The organism is Sphingomonas sp. GM_Shp_2, assembly GCF_026540875.1.
Classification (GTDB): Bacteria; Pseudomonadota; Alphaproteobacteria; order Sphingomonadales; family Sphingomonadaceae; genus Sphingomonas; species Sphingomonas carotinifaciens.
The window spans coordinates 22,966-40,945 of record NZ_JALNUQ010000038.1 but is presented as its reverse complement, the minus strand read 5'-3'; the positions used below and the strand labels follow the sequence as shown (position 1 = coordinate 40,945).

13 protein-coding genes are annotated in these 17,980 nt (G+C 68.6%); 6 read left to right on the top strand and 7 right to left on the bottom strand.

The features are described 5' to 3' along the window. On the bottom strand, window positions 1–511 hold a 511-nt coding region (locus OXR08_RS13145; protein WP_267350453.1), incomplete at its 3' end, for an FAD-dependent oxidoreductase. 115 nt (window positions 512–626) lie between these two features. Then, on the bottom strand, window positions 627–773 hold the full coding sequence (locus OXR08_RS13140; RefSeq protein WP_267350451.1) for a hypothetical protein: 147 nt from the start codon (window positions 771–773) through the stop codon (window positions 627–629). Between the two features lie 269 nt (window positions 774–1,042). On the opposite strand from OXR08_RS13140, the gene OXR08_RS13135 reads away from it, so the two are divergent. Beyond that, complete coding sequence (locus OXR08_RS13135; RefSeq protein WP_267350449.1) at window positions 1,043–3,514, top strand: PAS domain S-box protein; 2,472 nt, start codon at window positions 1,043–1,045, stop codon at window positions 3,512–3,514. Between the two features lie 21 nt (window positions 3,515–3,535). On the opposite strand, the gene OXR08_RS13130 is transcribed toward OXR08_RS13135, so the two are convergent. From OXR08_RS13130 to OXR08_RS13110, 5 genes are all read right to left on the bottom strand, one after another. Next, complete coding sequence (locus tag OXR08_RS13130) at window positions 3,536–3,907, bottom strand: response regulator (RefSeq protein ID WP_112383033.1); 372 nt, start codon at window positions 3,905–3,907, stop codon at window positions 3,536–3,538. 97 nt (window positions 3,908–4,004) lie between these two features. Next, entirely contained in the window at window positions 4,005–6,374 is a 2,370-nt protein-coding gene (locus OXR08_RS13125; RefSeq protein ID WP_267350447.1) for a TonB-dependent receptor, read from the bottom strand. Between the two features lie 89 nt (window positions 6,375–6,463). Further along, the gene (locus tag OXR08_RS13120) at window positions 6,464–7,696 is read right to left on the bottom strand and encodes an MFS transporter (protein WP_112383032.1); all 1,233 of its coding nucleotides are present in this window, start codon (window positions 7,694–7,696) and stop codon (window positions 6,464–6,466) included. Beyond that, complete coding sequence (locus OXR08_RS13115; protein WP_267350446.1) at window positions 7,693–8,769, bottom strand: LLM class flavin-dependent oxidoreductase; 1,077 nt, start codon at window positions 8,767–8,769, stop codon at window positions 7,693–7,695. Before OXR08_RS13115 ends, OXR08_RS13120 begins: the two co-directional genes overlap by 4 nt. Continuing rightward, window positions 8,766–9,659 (bottom strand): aldo/keto reductase, encoded by an 894-nt coding sequence (locus OXR08_RS13110; RefSeq protein WP_240313527.1) that lies wholly within the window; start codon window positions 9,657–9,659, stop codon window positions 8,766–8,768. The genes OXR08_RS13115 and OXR08_RS13110 overlap by 4 nt, the downstream gene beginning before the upstream one ends. Before the next feature lie 29 nt (window positions 9,660–9,688). Here OXR08_RS13110 and OXR08_RS13105 point away from each other — a divergent pair, with 29 nt between their 5' ends. The 5 genes from OXR08_RS13105 to OXR08_RS13085 all read left to right on the top strand — a co-directional run bounded on the left by OXR08_RS13105 (window position 9,689) and on the right by OXR08_RS13085 (window position 17,835). Continuing rightward, a complete protein-coding gene (locus tag OXR08_RS13105) occupies window positions 9,689–10,774 on the top strand; it encodes a Gfo/Idh/MocA family oxidoreductase (RefSeq protein WP_112383030.1) in 1,086 nt (361 codons plus the stop codon). 216 nt (window positions 10,775–10,990) lie between these two features. After that, on the top strand, window positions 10,991–11,725 hold the full coding sequence (locus OXR08_RS13100; protein ID WP_267350442.1) for an AcvB/VirJ family lysyl-phosphatidylglycerol hydrolase: 735 nt from the start codon (window positions 10,991–10,993) through the stop codon (window positions 11,723–11,725). Continuing rightward, complete coding sequence (locus tag OXR08_RS13095; protein WP_161555530.1) at window positions 11,722–11,898, top strand: hypothetical protein; 177 nt, start codon at window positions 11,722–11,724, stop codon at window positions 11,896–11,898. The genes OXR08_RS13100 and OXR08_RS13095 overlap by 4 nt, the downstream gene beginning before the upstream one ends. Beyond that, the gene (gene mprF, locus OXR08_RS13090) at window positions 11,891–14,506 is read left to right on the top strand and encodes a bifunctional lysylphosphatidylglycerol flippase/synthetase MprF (protein WP_112383028.1); all 2,616 of its coding nucleotides are present in this window, start codon (window positions 11,891–11,893) and stop codon (window positions 14,504–14,506) included. Before OXR08_RS13095 ends, mprF begins: the two co-directional genes overlap by 8 nt. A gap of 29 nt (window positions 14,507–14,535) precedes the next feature. Further along, window positions 14,536–17,835: a glycosyltransferase gene (locus OXR08_RS13085; protein WP_112383027.1), complete on the top strand. Its 3,300-nt coding sequence runs from the start codon at window positions 14,536–14,538 to the stop codon at window positions 17,833–17,835. Window positions 17,836–17,980: the final 145 nt, after the last annotated feature.

Sequence of the window (17,980 nt, the reverse complement as noted above, 5' to 3'; positions counted from 1 at the left end):
CCGCGATCGATTTGGGTGCAGGGGCAAGGGGAGCCCACTCGGGGTGCGCGAAATAGTTGTAGGCCGATCCGGTCGCCAGCACGAGCTGGTCGAAGGGCAGGTCCGCGCCGTCAGCCAGCTTCACCGTCCGCCCCGCCGTATCGACCCCGGTGACATCGGCGAGCACGACATCGACATTCCGCGCGCGCGCCAGCACCCGGCGGATTGGCGCGGCGATATCGGCCGGCGACAGCGCAGCCGTCGACACCTGATACAACAGCGGCTGGAACAGATGATGGTTGCGCCGGTCGATCAGCGTGACCTGCGCCTCGGCCCCTGCCAGCGCCCGCGCACAAGCCAGCCCCCCAAACCCGCCCCCAACAATAACAATGCGCCGCCCGCGGCAGGCGCTTGGCGGCGTTCTGCCCTGCTGGATTGTCGGTGCGATCGTTCGTCTCCCATGCTGTCGGACCCGCGTCCCGTCCTGATCCGCGATCGCGCGGACGCCCGGCATCACCTGGATCATGATCATGCGCCGGAACGCACCAACTATCCGTCTAAGCTAATGTAGTTGAACAAGAATTGTCTGCGCCCGCCTGAACTGCACCCTGCCCGTTGCGTTTCAATGCGGTTGATATGTTTCACGCTCATGATGGAGGATGGCCATGACCGATCACAAGAAGAAGGGCGATTTCCACAAAAACGGCAAGGACGATATCGGCGGCAATGCCAAGCAGGATAATGATCGCAACCCCGACGATCACAGCCGCACCGGCGGACAGAATGCCGGTCATGGCGGACATAAATAACGTCCTTCGACAACGCTGAAGTGGAGATCGACATGGCGCAGAAAGGTGCGGGTGGAAATCCCGGGGCGATTACTGCCAAGGGTGGGGACGGGGCGAGGGGCAGTCTGGGGACCGGGCGCGGCGGCGGTACGGGGACGGGTGCGAAGAAAACGGCCACCAAAAAGTCGCCCGACAAGGGCGAGGACGGCAAAGACAATTCTAGCGGCGGTCATCTGGATTAGTGTCGATCACCCGTACGCGTCGTAAGAGGCGCGATGGCTGAACCGGCGCACACACTCGAACGCCAACAGGCCCTGGTCGATTTCGGCGATTTCGTGCTGGATTGCGCCGATCTGCCGATCATCTTGGAAGAGGCGAGCCGCCTGATCGCCGGCGCCTTGCAGGCTGCGACGGTGACGATCGTGAAAGGCGAAGCCGACACGACCGGATCGGTCGAGGTGCCGATCCTTCTGCCGGGACGCAGACCCTATGGCGTGTTGCGGGTCGAGCCGGATGCGGCCCGCCCTTTCGATCCGGCGGACATGCAGTTCCTGCGCCTGTGGGCGATCGCGCTCGGCCCGGTAATCGACCGGCTGGACAAGGCGCGTGCGCTGGAACGGGCCACCACGCTCAACCGGTTGATCGTGGAGAATGCGCAAGACTATGCGCTGGTCTTCACCGATGCCGATGGCCGGATCGACGGCTGGTTGCCCGGCGCGCAGGCGGTGTTTGGCTGGACGGAGGCAGAGGCGATCGGCCAGCCCGACGCCATGCTGTTCACGCCGGAGGACCGTGCCGCGGGCGTGCCGCAATGGGAAATGGGCGTGGCGCGCCGCGACGGCCGAGCCCCCGATACGCGCTGGCATTGCCGCAAGGACGGCAGCCGCGTCTTCATCAATGGCCAGACAACCGCGCTCAGGCACGACGACGGATCGATCGCCGGCTTCATGAAGATCGGGCAGGACGTCACCGCGCGCAAGCGGGTGGATGCGGCCCTGCAGGAAAGCGAACTGCGCCTGGCCAGCATTCTGGACCAGGTGCCGATCGGCGTCGGCCTGTTCGATACCGACGGGCGCTTCACGCTGAAGAACCCGCAATTGCAGCACCTGATCGGCGATCGCATACCCTCATGCGATCCGGTGGAGGGGCAGCATTGGCAGGCGTTCGACGCGCAAGGCGATGCCGTGCCCGAGCAGAACTATCCCGGTGCAAGCGCACTGCGCGGGGAAAGAACCACCGTTCCGATCGACTTCCGCCATGTCGAGGGTGACAGCGAGCGCTGGTTGCGTGTCACCTCGGTGCCGATGATGGCGGGCGACACCGTCACCGGCGGCGTCGCCGTGTTGCAGGACGTGACACAGGAACGCAGCGCGCAGATCGCCCTGCAGATATTGGCGGCGCGCAACCGTGAGATACTGGAAAGCATCTCCGACGCATTCTACGCGGTCGATGCACAGTGGCGGCTCACCTATATCAACCGCAAGGCGGAAGAAATCTGGGGCCGCTCGCGCCGCGACCTGCTCGGCCGCAATCTGTGGGAAGCCTTTCCGGCGACGTTCGAGCCCCAGGCGCATGACGCCCACCTGCGCGCCGCAGAGACGCGCGAGGTCGTCCGGATGGAGACGGGCTCGGCGATCCGGGGGCACTGGATCGATCTGACCATCTACCCGGCCGCGGACGGCCTTTCGGTGTATTTCCGCGACATTTCCGAACGCAAGACCGCCGAGGATCGGCTGCGCGAAAGCGAGGAGCGCCACCGCGCGATCCTGGACAGCGTGCTGGACTATGCGATCTTCACCACCGATGGGGAGGGGCGGATCGAGACGTGGCCGCGCGGTGCCGAGGCGGTGTTCGGATGGAGCGCCGCGGAAGCGGTCGGCCGGCATGCCGCCATCACCTTCGTGCCCGAGGATCGTGACGCCGGCGTGCCTGACGCCGAACTGGCGGAGGCGCGCGATACCGGCTTTGCCGCCAATGTGCGCTGGCACCGGCGCAAGGATGGCCGGCGCGTGTTCATCGAGGGATCGACCCGCCCGCTGCGCGGCGACGGTGCAGAGCCGCTCGGCTATCTGAAGGTGGGGCAGGACGTCACCCAGCGCCGGCAATGGGAGGGGCGGCAGACCGTGCTGGTCGCCGAGTTGCAGCATCGCACCCGCAACCTGATCGCCGTCGTCCGCTCCATGGCGGACAAGACGATGCGTCGTGCCGCCGATCTCGGCGATTTCCGCGAGAAGTTTCGCGACCGGCTGGAGGCCCTGGCCCGCGTGCAAGGATTGCTGTCGCGGCTGGACGAGCATGACCGGGTGACCTTTGACGAACTGGTGCGCACCGAACTGACCGCGCTGGGGGTGCCAGATGCCGGGCCGGAACGGGTCGTGCTGGACGGCCCTGCGGGCATCCGCCTGCGCTCCGGCACGGTGCAGACGCTGGCGATGGCGCTCCACGAACTGGCGACCAACGCCGCCAAATATGGCGCGCTGCATCAGCCGGAGGGTCAACTGGTCCTTTCCTGGCGTTTCGAGGCCAATGGCGAGGGCGATCGGCCGTGGCTGCATATCGACTGGCGCGAGCACGGCGTCGTCATGCCCGATCCGGGCACCGCGCCGCATGGCTCCGGCCACGGCCGCGAACTCATCGAGCGTGCCCTGCCCTATCAGCTCAAGGCCCGGACCAGCTACGCACTGGAGGAGGACGGGGTGCACTGCACGATCAGCATCGCGGTCTCCGCCACCGTCGCCGACGGCTAGCGACCGCCTGCGCTCCGCCGTTCAGCCGTGGATCACCCGCCCGATCGCCTGCGTCACGATCCGGAGGTTGATCGGCTTTTCGCATTGCACGACCCCGTCGAAGCGCTCCGGAATCACCGATCGATCATAGCCGGTGGTGAACACGAACGGTACGCCGCGTTCGGCCAGCAGGTCTGCCGCGGCGAACACCATGTCCCCGTCCAGATTCACGTCGAGAATGCCGCCATGGATGGCATCGCTCGCCCGGATCAGCGCCTCTGCATCGCGGATGCTGCCCACCGGGCCCAGCACGACGGCACCGGCGTCTTCCAGCTCCATGCAGAGCTCGTCGGCGAGCATATACTCATCCTCGACAACAAGGATGTGGCAATTGCGAAGCGAGGGGTCAGCCATGCGCCCATGTCCGGATATCGTTCGTCATGGCACGGGCGATAGGCCAGCGTGCGCCGGCCCGCGCCAACGTGCATGAGGTTTCCGACAAACCCGCGGTTTAGAAGCCGACCCGGCCGATCACCCCGAAATAGCGATCCGCCTCGCGCGGGATGATGTAGCGATAGCTGCCGCCCGGCCCGCCGCTGGTGATCGATGCGGCAAAGCTCTGGTCGAACAGGTTCTTCACCTGAAAGCCCAGCCGGAAGCGATCCCGCGCGTCGATCAGCGCGACGCCGAGGTCGACCAAGGCATAATCGCCGATCGTCGTCGCCTGCCGGATCGCGGGCGAGGCATCGAACTGGCTGATCTGGTCGGACTGCCACGATCCTTGCGCGTTCAGCCCGAAATCGACCGCTCCGCCGGTGCGGATGCGCCAGTCGCCGGCCAGCGACGCCTTCCATTCCGGCGCATAGGCCAGCCGCGTGCCGGGTGCGATCACGCCGGTGACGGTGCCGGTCGGCTGGCGGAACCGGTCGACATGCGCATCGGTATAGGCCAGCCCACCCGACAGCGACACGTCGCGCACCGGGTTCCAGATCAGGTCCAGCTCGCCGCCCCGTGTCGAAATCCGTCCGGCATTGGTGAAGCGGGTGACGAGGACGCCGGCCACCACATCCGGGTTGTTCGCCTGGAAATTGTCGTAGCGCGCGTAATAGGCGGCCAGGTTCAACACCAGCTTGCCACCGAACAGCGTGTTCTTGATCCCCGCCTCGTAGCTGTCGACCGTTTCCGGTTCGATCACGTTGGTGCCGGTGCCCGCCAGATTGTAGAAGATGTTGTAGGCCGGGCCCTTATAGCCGCGCGTCCAGGTGGCGTAGACGGTGTGGTCGCGCGACAGGTCGAACTGCGCGCCGGCCATGCCCGACCAGTTGTCGTTGGTCGTCTTGGTGGTGAAGGGGATGCCGTTGGCGGCAACCACCGCCTGGGTCTGCGCCGTTGTCGGCGCCACGCCGTTCGCGACCAGCGACACGTAGCGGTCGTACACGCCCTGATCGAAATTGGGCTGGATACCCGGCCCGGTCAGCGCGGTCTGCCGGATGTGGAAGACGTTCAACTGGTCATGGGTAAAGCGGATACCGCCGAGCAGGCGCAACCGGTCGCTGACATTGACGGTGAAGCGCCCGAACGCGGCAAGGTTCTTGAAGGTCGACCCGAAATCGGCGGTGCCCGTCGGCCGCGTCACGGTGACGCCGGGCGCATCGCATCCGGTCAGCACCGCGGCGTTCGGCGCGCACAGCGTGACGTCGCGGCGGAAGGTACGCTCCGTATCCGCCCAGCTGTAGAACACGCCGCCGACATAATCGACCAGCCCGCCGCTCGGCGAGGTGATCCGAACCTCCTGCGTGAAGGTGCGCCCGACCTGCGGCCCGAAATCGTGCAGTTCGTTCAGCCCGGCATTGGCATAGGGCTGCGCCAGCCAGTCGCCGTCGCGGATTTCGGTATTGTCGTAACGGCGCCATGCGGTGATCGAGGTGAGCGTGTTTCGCCCCAGCGTCGCATCGATCTGGAGCGAGCCACCATAGCTTTCCTCGTTGGTCGCGGTCACCAGATTCTGACGCACCCGGCGCGTGCGGTCGCCTTGCGGGGTGGGAAGGATCTGCGCCGCGAGATTGGTGGGGGTCGTCCCGATCACCTCGGCGCAGCAGTCATCATCGGCCTTGCGATAGTCGCCGATCAGCGTGATCGTCAGGTCCGGGGTCGGATCGGCGACGACAATGCCCCGCACGCCCCAGCGTTCATAGCCGTTGACGCGGCGATCGACATTGGGCGCCTCGTTGAACAGGTTGCCGTCATATTTGCTGTAGAAGCCGGTGACGCGGCTCGCCACCCGCTCGCCCAGCGGCACGTCGATCGCGGCGCGGGCGCGATATTCGTTGCCATTGTCGAAGAAGAAGCCGCCTTCGGCATAGCCAGACAGGTCGCGCCCCGGCTTGCGGCTGACGATGTTGATGACACCCGCCGACGCGTTCTTGCCGAACAGCGTGCCCTGCGGCCCGCGCAGCACCTCGATCCGCTCGATATCGACAAGGTCGCTGAAGGCCTCGCCGGCGCGGCTGTAGACCACGCCGTCCACCACCGTGGACACCGACGGCTCGCCCGCGATCGAAAAGGTGGAGGTGCCGACGCCGCGCAGGAACAGCGACTGGTTGATGCTCGTCCCCGATTTGCGGAAGTTGAGCGTGGGGACCAGATATTGCGCGCTTTCCAAGTTGATGCCGCCCTGTCGCGCGATCAGGTCGCCGCCGATCACCGACACCGCGACCGGCACGTCCTGCAACCGCTCCTCGCGCTTCTGCGCGGTGACGACGATGTCGCCGCTGCGCTGCTCGGCCTGGGGCGTCTCCGGCGTGGCATCCTGCGCCGCGGCGGGGCTGGCGAACGCGGCGACCAGCGCGGCGGTCGCGGCGCGGGTGAAAAGATGGTTCATGGACAGGCTCCCCGGCATCATTGTTTCGGGGGTAGCTTGTATATCCCACCGGTGAAATAGGAATATGGCTTTACTTCATGGCGGGTTGATCAGGCTTTAGCGCGGGGGACGGCCGGCATCATCATGCGCAACCACGCAAATCCCAGCAGATAGGACGCGCCCGCGAATACGAAGAGCGGCGTATAGCCCCCACCCGCGCTCAGCACCGCGCCCGTCACCCACACGATCGCGACGCCGCCCAGATTGCCGCAGAACGCGCCGAACGCGGTCACCCGGCCGACCTTGCTGCGTGGCACCACATCGGTGATCGTGCCGAAGATGCTGAGCGAGAAACCCTGATGCCCGGCCAGCACCAGCCCCATCATCACCGTCACCGCCCAATAGCTGTCGATGCGCAGGATGACCGGCACCGGCGCCACGACCAGTGCGGAGACCAGCATCACCGCGGCGCGCACCCGCGCGGGCGCCCAGCCCCGCGCCATCAACCGCCCGGACACCCATCCCGCCAGCAAGGCGCCCAGCCCCGATCCCAGAAACGCGATCGCCAGCGGCAGGCCGAGTTGCTCGGTAGAAAGCCCCAGCTCGCGACGATAGAAATCGGGAAGCCAGAAGTTCAGCAGCCACCACGTTGCATCGGACAGCGCCTTGGCGACGACGATCGCCCAGGTCCGCCGCTCCAGCAGGATCGGGCCATAGGGCGCCGCGCCGTCCGCATAGTCCAGCGCGGGATCCTCGGCAGCGTCGTCGAACACCACGCCGCGCGCCGCGATCCACCACAGCGCCAGCACGACGAACCCGCCGGCCCCCGCAAAGATCAGCGCGCCCCGCCAGCCCCAGGCTGCCGCCAGCACGGGAATGAAGAAGGGCAAGGTGATCGTGCCCGCCGCGCCGATCAGCGTGCCGGCCCCGATCGCCAGGGACCGCAGCCTGGGGCCGAACAAGGTCGCCACCGTCTTGATGGTCAGCGGCGTCTGCACCGCCTCGGTCGCGCCCAGGCCGACGCGCGCGGCGACCACCTGCCACCCGGTCATCGCCCAGCCATGCACCGCCGCCGCCAGGCTCCAGGCGGTGACGCCCGCCACCATCGACCGGCGCACACCCAGCCGGTCGATCATCCAGCCGGTGAACAGGTAGGATAGCGCCGCGGCAAACTGCGTCACCGCCGCCAGCCGGCCGAAATCGGCGTCGCTCCACCCGAACTCCGCCGACATGTCGGGTTTCAGGATGGCGATGATCGGCCGGTCCATCGCGTTGAAGATGCCCGCCGCGCAGAGCAGCGCGAACAGCAGCCAGGCGCGCGAGCGCGAGAGCGAAGAGGTCAAGGCTGCAGCGGCGCGTGATCGAGGTGCGGCAGCACGTGGCGCGCGAACAGGTCCGCCTCCGCCGCGTGCGGGTAGCCGGACAGGATGAACGCCTCGATCCCCTCCGCCCGGTACGCGTTCAGCTTGGCGAGCACCTGATCGGGATCGCCGACGATCGCCGCGCCGCAGCCCGAGCGCGCCCGGCCGATCCCGGTCCACAGATTATCCTCGACATAGCCGTCCTGCCGCGCCGCTTGCTCGCGCAGTTCGGCCTGCCGTGCGACGCCGGCCGACTGGCTGTCCAGCGACTTGGCGCGGATGGCCGCGCCCGTATCGGCATCCAGCTTCGACAACAGGCGTTCCGCGGCACGGCGTGCCTCGGCCTCCGTCTCGCGCACCACGACATGGACGCGGTAGCCGAATTTCAGCGTGCGGCCCCGCGCCGCGGCGCGCGCGCGCAGGTCCGCGACGATGCCGCGCATGCCCTCCATCGTATCGGGCCACATCAGATAAACGTCCGCCCCTTCCGCCGCGGCATCGCGGGCCGCGGGCGACAGGCCGCCGAAGTAGAAGGACGGGCAGCGGCCGGACACCGTCGTCACGCGCGGCGGCGCGACATCCAGTTGCCAGAACTCGCCGTCATGGCGCAGAGGCTCGCCGTTCAGCAGCGTGCGCAGGATGTGCATGGCCTCCACCGTGCGGCGGTAGCGCGGGGCGCTTTCCAGCGTCTGGCCGGGCAGGTCGCTGGAAATGATGTTCACCGTCAGGCGCCCGCCCAGCATCCGGTCGATCGTGGCGATCTGGCGCGCCAGTTGCGGCGGCCAGCTTTCGCCGATCCGCACCGCCATCAGCAGGCGGATACGCGTGATCAGCGCCGCCATTCCTGCGGCGAAGGCGGTGGTGTCGATCCCCAGCGCATAGCCCGACGGGAGCAGCACATTGTCGAACCCGCCGCTTTCCGCCTGCAACACGATGTCGCGACAATGCTCGAAACTGGACGCCAGCCGGGCGTCGGGCACCCCCAGAAACTCGTAATCGTCATCGCACAGCGCGGAGAACCAGCTTACTTCGCACGGGGGCAGCGCGGCGGTCATGGCAGGCGCTCCCCGGTGCCCGCCTGCATCACCGCATACCAGCGTTCCCGGTCCCATTCGACCTTGAAAGCGTCGGTCGCCGCGCGGATGCGCTCGGCCTTTTGCGACCCTACGATCGGAATGATCCGCGCCGGATGCACCATGATCCAGCTCAGCGCCGCGGCGACCGCATCGACGCCGTAAGCCGCACCCTGTTCCGCCAGCAACGCCCCTGCGGCATGCCCCGTATCGGTCAGCCGCCCTCCGCCCAGCGGCGACCAGGCCAGCACCGAAACATTCGCCGCCATCGCCTGGTCCAGCGTGCCGTCGTACAAGGGTGCGACGCGCAGCGGTGAAAATTCGGGCTGCGTCGATACGATCGGCAGGTTCAGGAAACGCTGCAACGCGCCCAGCTCCGCCGGGCTGTGATTCGACACGCCGACGCTGCGCACCTTGCCCGCCTCGACCAGCCGGGTCAGCGCGGCGGCGACCTCCTGCGGATGGGTCAGGAAGTCGCGGCGGTGGATCTGGTACAGGTCGATCACATCGGTTTGGAGCCGGCGCAGCGAGGCGTCGCACGCCGCCCTCAGATAGTCGGCGCTCGTATCATAGGGCACCGGCGGGGTGATCCCGCCCTTGGTGGCCAGCACGATGCGCCCGCGCAGTCCCCGGTCCGCGGCCAGCACCTCGCCCAGTATCGCCTCCGCGCCGCCAAAGCCCTCGGGCGCGTCGAAACCGTAGATGTCGGCGGTGTCGAACAGGGTGATTCCGGCATCCAGCGCGGCATGGACGAGCGCCGTGGCCGCCGCCACCTCCCCCGTCAGCCGCCACATGCCCCAGGCGATGGGGGAGACGGAAATGTCGCTGTTGCCGAGTTGGCGGGGCTGGCGATCGGGAAGGAGCTTGTGCATATGCCCATCAGGTAAATAGGAAATCGGCTATGACTTCAACCGTTCGCTACGGCATCGTCGGCACCGGGATGATGGGCGTGGAGCATATCCGCAACATCGCAATTCTTCCCGGCGCCGAGGTCGCAGCTATCGTGGATCCGGTGGCCACGTCCCTCGACTGGGCACGCGATGCGCTTGGCGACGGTGCTGCCTCCGTCGCGGCGTTCGGCGACGTGGCCAGTTTCGCGCGCGAGGCGCGGGTCGATGCGGTGGTGGTCGCCTCCCCCAACCATACCCACCGCGACGTGCTGGCGCCGCTGTTCGCGACCGGAGCCGCGATCCTGTGCGAAAAGCCGCTGGCGACGACGATGGCGGATGCGCGCTGGATCGTGGAGCAGACCGCCGACCGCGCCGCGCCGTTCTGGACCGGCATGGAATATCGCTACATGCCGCCCGCCGCCGCCTTTATCGAACAGGTGCATGGCGGCCGCGTCGGCCGGTTGCAGATGCTGTCGATGCGCGAACATCGCTTTCCCTTCCTGCAAAAGGTCGGCGACTGGAACCGCTTCTCCCGCAATACGGGCGGCACGATGGTGGAGAAATGCTGCCATTTCTTCGACCTGATGCGCCTGATCGTGCAGGCGGAGCCGGTGCGGGTCTTCTGTTCCGGCGGGATGGACGTGAACCATCTGGACGAACGCTATGGCGGTATGCGGCCCGACATCATCGACAACAGCTACACTGTGGTGGATTTCGCCAACGGCGTCCGCGCGATGTTGGACCTGTGCATGTTCGCCGAGGGTGCGGAACATCAGGAGGAAATCTCCGCGACCGGTGACAAGGCGCGGCTCGACGTGCTCATTCCGCCCGGCGACCTGGTGTTCAGCCCCCGTGTCGAATGGCCCGCGCCCAAAACGCCGGAGGTCACGCATATCTCGGTCGACGATGCCGCGATGCGTGCCGGCTCGCACCACGGCGCCACCTATTACCAGCATGCCGCCTTTCTGGCCGCGGTGCGGGGCGAAGCCCCCGTGCACGTCACCGTCGAGGATGGCCTGCGCGCCGTCGCGATCGGCACCGCGGCCGAGATCAGCGCCCGCGAACGCCGCGTGGTGGAGATGGCGGAATTGATCTAGCCGGGCGCGGCGGATGCGGCGGGCGCGACATTACCGAAAGATCATCTTCCCGCCAGCCTGTTGATAAGGCGCCCTGCCTAATCGCCGTGATCATGCAGGGCCCGGCTTCCCTTCCCCCTCTCCCCGGGCAGCAGCCGCTGCAACGGGGGGATCATCGCCGGCTCCTCGCCATCGAGAAGGTCGCCGATGCCATCGCCATCACCCCTTGCGCGCCGCATGGCTGAAACCCCGCCGCGCCGCCGGTTCGGTTTCGTCATGCTGCTTGCCGGCCCGGCGCTGGTGCTGGGGGCGATCGGCTATCTGGGATATATCGGCTGGTTCGGCGGCCCCGTTTACCGGCTGGTTCCCGCCGCCCGGGCGGCACCCCCGCGTGAGCGCGGCGTCGCGGCTGTCTTCCTGTCGGGAGACTCCGGGGCCAACACCGGCATGGCCCCGCGTTTGATACAGGCGATCGCGGATCGCGGCGTGCCGGTGCTTGCCATCAATTCCCTGACCGCCTTTGCCCATCGCCGCACGCCCGAACAGGCGCGCATGCTGATCGTGGAGGCGACCCGGCGTGCGCTGGCATTGCCCGGCGTCCAGCGCGTCGTCCTTGTCGGCCAGTCCTTCGGGGCCGACATGCTGCAATTCGGTGTCGCCACGATGCCGGCGAGCCTGCGGCCGCGCATCGTTCAGGTCATTTTGGCGGTGCCCGGCGACTCCCTCGTCTTCAAGGCGACGCCGGGCGGCTTTCTGGATGGCCCGCCGGACCGCGCCGCCTTGCCCAGCGCGCGCAGCATCGACTGGCTGCCGGTCACCTGCATCCACGGCACGCAGGAGGAGAACAGCCTTTGCCCGCTGCTCCACGCGCACAATGTGCGCCGCGTGACGCTGCCGGGCGACCATTATCTGCACCATGACGCCGCGGCATTGTCCGCAACGATCTGGCAGGCGATCCGCCGGGGCGGATGACCGGCACCGCGGATGACGGAATGTTCATCCCGCGTCGATCCGCCGGCAAGCTCGGCAACGCTATCGCGGTCGCATCGCACCGTGCGATGACTGGAGAGCCGTTCATGACCATCACGCCGCGCCTGGCTGCCGCCCGGATCCGGCTTCCCGTGACGGAGGCGCCGCGTGGCTGATCCGCTGGCGCTTGTCCGCCGGTACCGCATCGCGCTGACCATTGCCGCGACGTTGGTGCTGGTGGTGCTGGGGGTTGCGGCGATGGAGGCGCTGACGCGCCAGATCACCTTTGCCCAGGTGCGCGCGGCGCTGCACGCGCTGGCGCCTGCCCGCATCGCGATGGCGATCGCGCTGACCGCCGGCAGCTATCTCGCCCTGACCTTTTACGACGTGCTGGCGCTGCGCATCATCGGCCGGCCATTGCCATGGCGAATCGCGGCGCTCGCCTCGTTCACCAGCTACACGCTCAGCCACAATCTGGGGCTTTCGCTGCTGACCGGTGGATCGGCACGCTATCGCATCTACACCCGCGCGGGACTGGACGGTCCCGATGTGGCGCGCGTGATCGCGGTCGCGAGCGCGACCTTCTGGACGGGCATCGTCATCATCGCGGGGGCCGCACTGCTCGTCCGGCCGGGGGAGCTGGCGATCGGCGGGCTGGTCGTCCCGCCGGCGACGCTCCACATCGCCGGGACCCTGATCCTCGCCGCGGCCGCGCTGCTGGTCGGCCTCTGCGCGCGAACGCGCGGACCGCTGCGGCTGTGGCGCTTCCACCTGCCACTCCCCTCCGTGGGCCAGGCCATGGCCCAGATCGGCATCGCCCTGCTCGACACGTCGGCTGCGGCCGCGGCGCTGTTCGTGCTGGTGCCGGATGCGACGCCCTGGCTGCTCCCCGCCTTCATCCTCGCCTATGCGCTGGGCATCGTCGCCGCGGCGGTGACGCACATACCCGGTGGCATCGGCGTGTTCGAGGCCGTGGTGCTGGCGGTGCTGCCCGGCGACCGGACGACCGCCCTTGCCGCGTTGGTGGCGTACCGGGTGATCTACTACCTCGTGCCGCTCGGCGCCGCGATCACCCTGCTGGCCCTTCGCGAGGGGATGCGGCACCGGCGCCGCGCCGCGCAATGGCTTCACGAGGGGCGTGACGCCGCGGGCGGGATCGCACCGCCGTTGATGGCGGTGGCAAGCGCCCTTGGCGGCGCGTTGCTGCTGCTGTCCGGCTCGCTGCCGTCGCTCCATGCCCGCATGGGCGCCCTGGCCGCGATCGTGCCGCTGCCCTTCATGGAGGCGAGCCATATCGCCGCCAGCCTGGTCGGCACCGGGCTGCTGCTGCTTGCGCCGGGCCTGTACCGCCGGCTCGACGGAGCGTTCGTCTCGGCGCGGGCCTTGCTGATCGCGGGTGCGATATTCTCGCTGTGCAAAGGCATCGACTATGAAGAGGCGGCGGTCTGCCTGTCGCTGGCCGGGCTGCTGCAATGGACCCGCGCCGCCTTCTACCGCCACACCGCCCTCACCCAGACGCCGCTGTCGGGTGCATGGCTGGCCGCATTGGCCGCGCTGCTGACGGGTATCGCCTGGATCGGCCTGTTCGCCTACCGCCATGTGCCCTATGACGATGCGCTGTGGTGGCGCTTCGCATGGACCGGCGATGCCCCGCGCTTTCTGCGGGCGACGCTCGCGGCGGCGGTGTTGCTGGCGGCGGTGACCCTGTGGCGCTGGCTGGGTCCGGCCCCCGTGGTCGAGGAGACGCCGGTCGAGCCGTCGGCGATCGCCGACGTGCTGACGCGGGCCGATCGCACCGATGCCATGCTGGCGCTGACCGGCGACAAGCGGTTCCTGCTGTCCGAGGACGGGCAGGCGATGCTGATGTACCAGCGGCGCGGCGCCACCTGGGTCGTGATGGGCGACCCGGTCGGCGACCCCGCCGCCTGGCCGGCGCTGCTCTGGCGCATTCGTGACATGGCCGACCGTGCGCAGGGGCGGCTGCTGCTGTATCAGATCAGCACCCCCGTTCTCGACCTGGCGATCGGCATGGGCCTGAGCATCGTCAAATATGGCGAGGAGGCGATCATCGACCTGCCGGACATGACGTTCGAGACCCCGCGCCTGCGCTCGCTGCGCAAGGCGGAACGCGCCGCCGCCCGCCGCGGCCTGTCGTTCCGGATCGTGCCGGCGGGCGCGGTGCCGGTGATCCTGGATGCGCTGGAGGCGGTGTCCGACGAATGGATGCGCGCCAAGGGGCATGTCGAAAAGGGCTTCAGCCTCGGCCGGTTCGACCGCGACTATATCTGCCGGTTCGATGTCGCACTGGCGATGGAGGGCGACCGCATCGTCGCCTTCGCCAATCTGTGGTTGACGGCAAATGGCCGGGAAGCGTCCGTGGACCTGATGCGCCACCGCAGCGATGCCCCGCATGGCACGATGGACTTCCTGTTCTACCACATCATCGACTGGGCGATGGCGCGCCGTTACGCCCGCTTCTCGCTGGGCATCGCGCCGCTGTCGGGCATCGCCGGACGCCGGCTGGCGCCCGCATGGGCGCGGGCGGCGGCGCTGATCTTCCGCCATGGCGAACGCTTTTACGGCTTTCGCGGGCTACGCGCCTACAAGGAGAAGTTCGCCCCCCGCTGGGAGCCGCGCTACATCGCCGGGCCGCGCGGGCTGGCGCTGGTCCAGGCGCTGCGCGACCTGTCGCTGCTGGTCGGCAGCGTGGCGCCGCGGCAAGATGACCAAGCGGTAATCTCCGGCCCAGTGTCCGCTCACCCGGCATCCCCTATCGCCGCCTGATCCGCATCTGCCACCGGGATTCACGCGTCATGTCCTCCCCCGTCTTCTTCGATCCCACCGGTCGCCGCAGCCGGATTTCGCGCCGGGCCCTGGCCGCGCTGCTGGTGGTCGTGGTGCTCGCCGCGCTAGCCTTTGCGACGACGCTGGTGATGATGCCCCACCGGCGCGAATTGACCCTGCCCTTTCCGCACCCCCACGCCGCCGCTGCCCGCGGCGAGCCGCACCGCCACGGCATGGCCGCATGGCTGCCGCGCCGCGGGGGGGCGGCCGACCGGACCCCGCTCAGCATCGGCTTCTACGTGCCCGGCGACGATGCCAGCCTCGCCTCGCTGCGGCGCAACGTCGCCGCACTCGACTGGGTGGTGCCCTCGCTGGTGAACGTGGCCGGGCCCGATCACCGGTTCACGGTCGCGGCCGATCCCGCCTTTGCACGCACCATGGCCGCCCTGCCGCATCCGCCCAAGGTCCTGCCGATGGTCCAGAACTTCGGCGGCGATGAATGGGACGGCACCGGCACGGCGCGGCTGCTCGCCGACCCGTCCGCGCGCGCGATGCTGACCGCCCGCCTGTCCGCGTTCGTGGCGCAGCGCCATGTCGCCGGGCTGGTCATGGATGTGGAGGCGCTGCCGGCAAGCGCGATGCAGCCCTATCTCGCCTTCCTGCGCCAGCTGCATGCCGCGCTCCCCGCCGGCAGCATCCTGGCCGTCACCGCCCCGGCGGAGGACGAGCGGTGGCCGCTGAAGGCCCTGGCGGCAGTGTCGGACAAGGTCATCTTCATGGCCTATGACCAGCATTGGGAGGGGGGTCAGGCCGGCCCCATCGCCGGGCAGGACTGGTTCGTCCGCCAGGTCGAGGAGGCACGCCGGGCCATTCCCGGCGACAAGCTGGCGGTGGCGCTCGGCAGCTATGCCTATGACTGGCACGGCGACGACACCGATGCGCTGTCCATCGAAGAGGCCTGGCTTGCCGCGCATGACAGCGACACCGTGCCCCGCTTCGATCCCGCCAGCGGCAACGCCGCCTTCGCCTATGACGATAACGGTCAGCGTCACGACGTCTGGATGCTCGACGCCGCGACCAGCTGGAACGAGATGCAGGCGCTGAAGCGGCTGGGCATCGGTGACGTCGCCTTGTGGCGGCTGGGCAGCGAGGATCCCGGCTTCTTCGCCGATCTGGCGGCGATGCGCACCGGCACCCGCCCCGACCTGTCGCATCCGGCCGCGCTGCTCAACACCGATGTCGAGGGTTCGGGCGAGATCCTGCGCATCACCGCCACGCCGCGCGACGGCGCCCGCACGGTCCGCACCGATGCACAGGGCATCATTCGGGACGAACGCTATGCCGCCCTGCCGACGCCCTATGTCGTCCACCGCACCGGCGCGGCCGATCCCAAGGTGCTGGCGCTGACCTTCGACGACGGCCCGGACGGCACCTGGACGCCGCGCATCCTGGACGAACTGGAATCCGCGCACGTGCCCGCCACCTTCTTCGTGGTGGGGGAGAATGCGCTGGCGCATCCCGCCCTGCTGAACCGCATCGTCGCCGACGGGGACGAGATCGGCAACCACAGCTACACCCATCCGAACATGGCGCGGCTGGGGCCGCGCGGCACGCAACTGGAGCTGAACGCGACACAGCGGCTGGTACAGGCCTATACCGGACGGTCGATGACGCTGTTCCGCGCCCCCTATTTCGGCGATGCGGAACCGACCACCACCGACGAGCTGGGGCCGGCGCTGGCGGCGCAGCAGGCGGGCTATACCGTGGTCGGGCTCCACGTCGATCCCAATGACTGGCAGCGGCCGGGCACCGATGCCATCGTCGATCAGGTATTGACCCAGGTCGCCGACGCCACCGCGCAGAACAGCGGCAACGTCATCCTGCTCCATGATGGCGGCGGCGACCGCGCCCAGACCGTGGCGGCGCTGCCGCGCATCATCGCGGCGCTGAAGGCCAGGGGGTACCGCTTCGTCACCGCCTCGCAACTGGTCGGCGTGTCGCCCGCCCAGGCGATGCCGCGCGTCGCCGGGCACGACCTGTGGGCGGTGCGCGCCGACGTCGCGATCTTCGTGGTGCTCGCCGGACTGTCGGCCCTGCTGGCCTGGCTGTTCTACGTCGCCATCACCCTTGGCATCGCGCGGGCGGTGATGATGGCGATACTGGCCCGCCTCCAGGCACGCCGCCACCGCGTCACCCCGCCCGACTTCTCCCCCGGCGTGTCGGTCGTCATACCCGCCTTTAACGAGGAGCGCGTCATCGTCGCCTCGGTCGCACGCGTGCTGGCCAGCGACTATCCCGGCCTGCAAGTCATCGTCGCGGACGACGGTTCGAGCGACCGCACCAGCGCCCTGGTCGCCCAAGCCTTCGCGCAGGACCCGCGCGTCCGGCTGCTGACGCTGCAGAATGGCGGCAAGGCGGCCGCGCTGAACCGCGCCTTGCTGGAGGCCGATGGCGAGATCGTCATCGCGCTCGATGCCGACACGCAGTTCGAGCCGGCAACGATCGCGCGGCTGGTACGCTGGTTCGCCGACCCGGGCATCGGCGCGGTCGCGGGCGACGCGCGCGTCGGCAATCGCGTCAATCTCGTCACCCGCTGGCAGGCGGTCGAATATATCACCGCGCAGAATCTGGAACGCCGCGCGCTGGCCGGGTTCAACGCGATGACGGTGGTGCCCGGAGCCGTCGGCGCGTGGCGGCGCGCGGCGCTGGACATGGTGGGCGGCTATCCGGAGGATACGCTCGCCGAGGATCAGGATCTGACCATCGCCATCCAGCGCGCGGGCTGGCGCATCACCTACGATCCGCAGGCCGTCGCCTGGACCGAGGCTCCGGAATCCTTCCGCGCGCTTGCCAAGCAGCGCTTCCGCTGGGCGTTCGGCACGCTGCAATGCCTGTGGAAGCACCGCGCCATTCTGCGCACCCGCAAGCCTTCGGGCCTCGCGCTGGTCGGCCTGCCGCAGGCATGGCTGTTCCAGATCGTCTTTGCGGCCATCTCGCCGCTGATCGATCTGGCGCTGCTGGTGTCGGTGGTCACGACCGCCCTGCGCGTCAGCCAGCACGGCTGGGCACAGACCAGCGGCGATGTCGGCACGATGGCGCTATACTGGCTCGCCTTCACCGCGATCGACATGGTGTGCGGCTGGGTCGGCTACCGGCTGGACGGCCGCGGCCTGCGCTTCCCCGCCCTGCTGCTCGTGGCGCAGCGGCTGATCTATCGCCAGATCATGTATTGGGTCGTGCTGCGCGCCATCGCGGCGGCGATCGGCGGCTGGACGATCGGCTGGGGCAAGCTGGAGCGCAGCGGGCGCGCGGATATGGCGGGCGCCTGATCGGCCGGTGGCTCTGGCCGGCAGGGGCAGGGCGATCGGGGTGGATCACGCTGCTATCGCCCGGAACCCGGCGGCGCGCCGGCCGGACGCATAACGAGAAAGGGGCCGGTTACCCGGCCCCTTTGCACATTCTAACCGGTCGTCG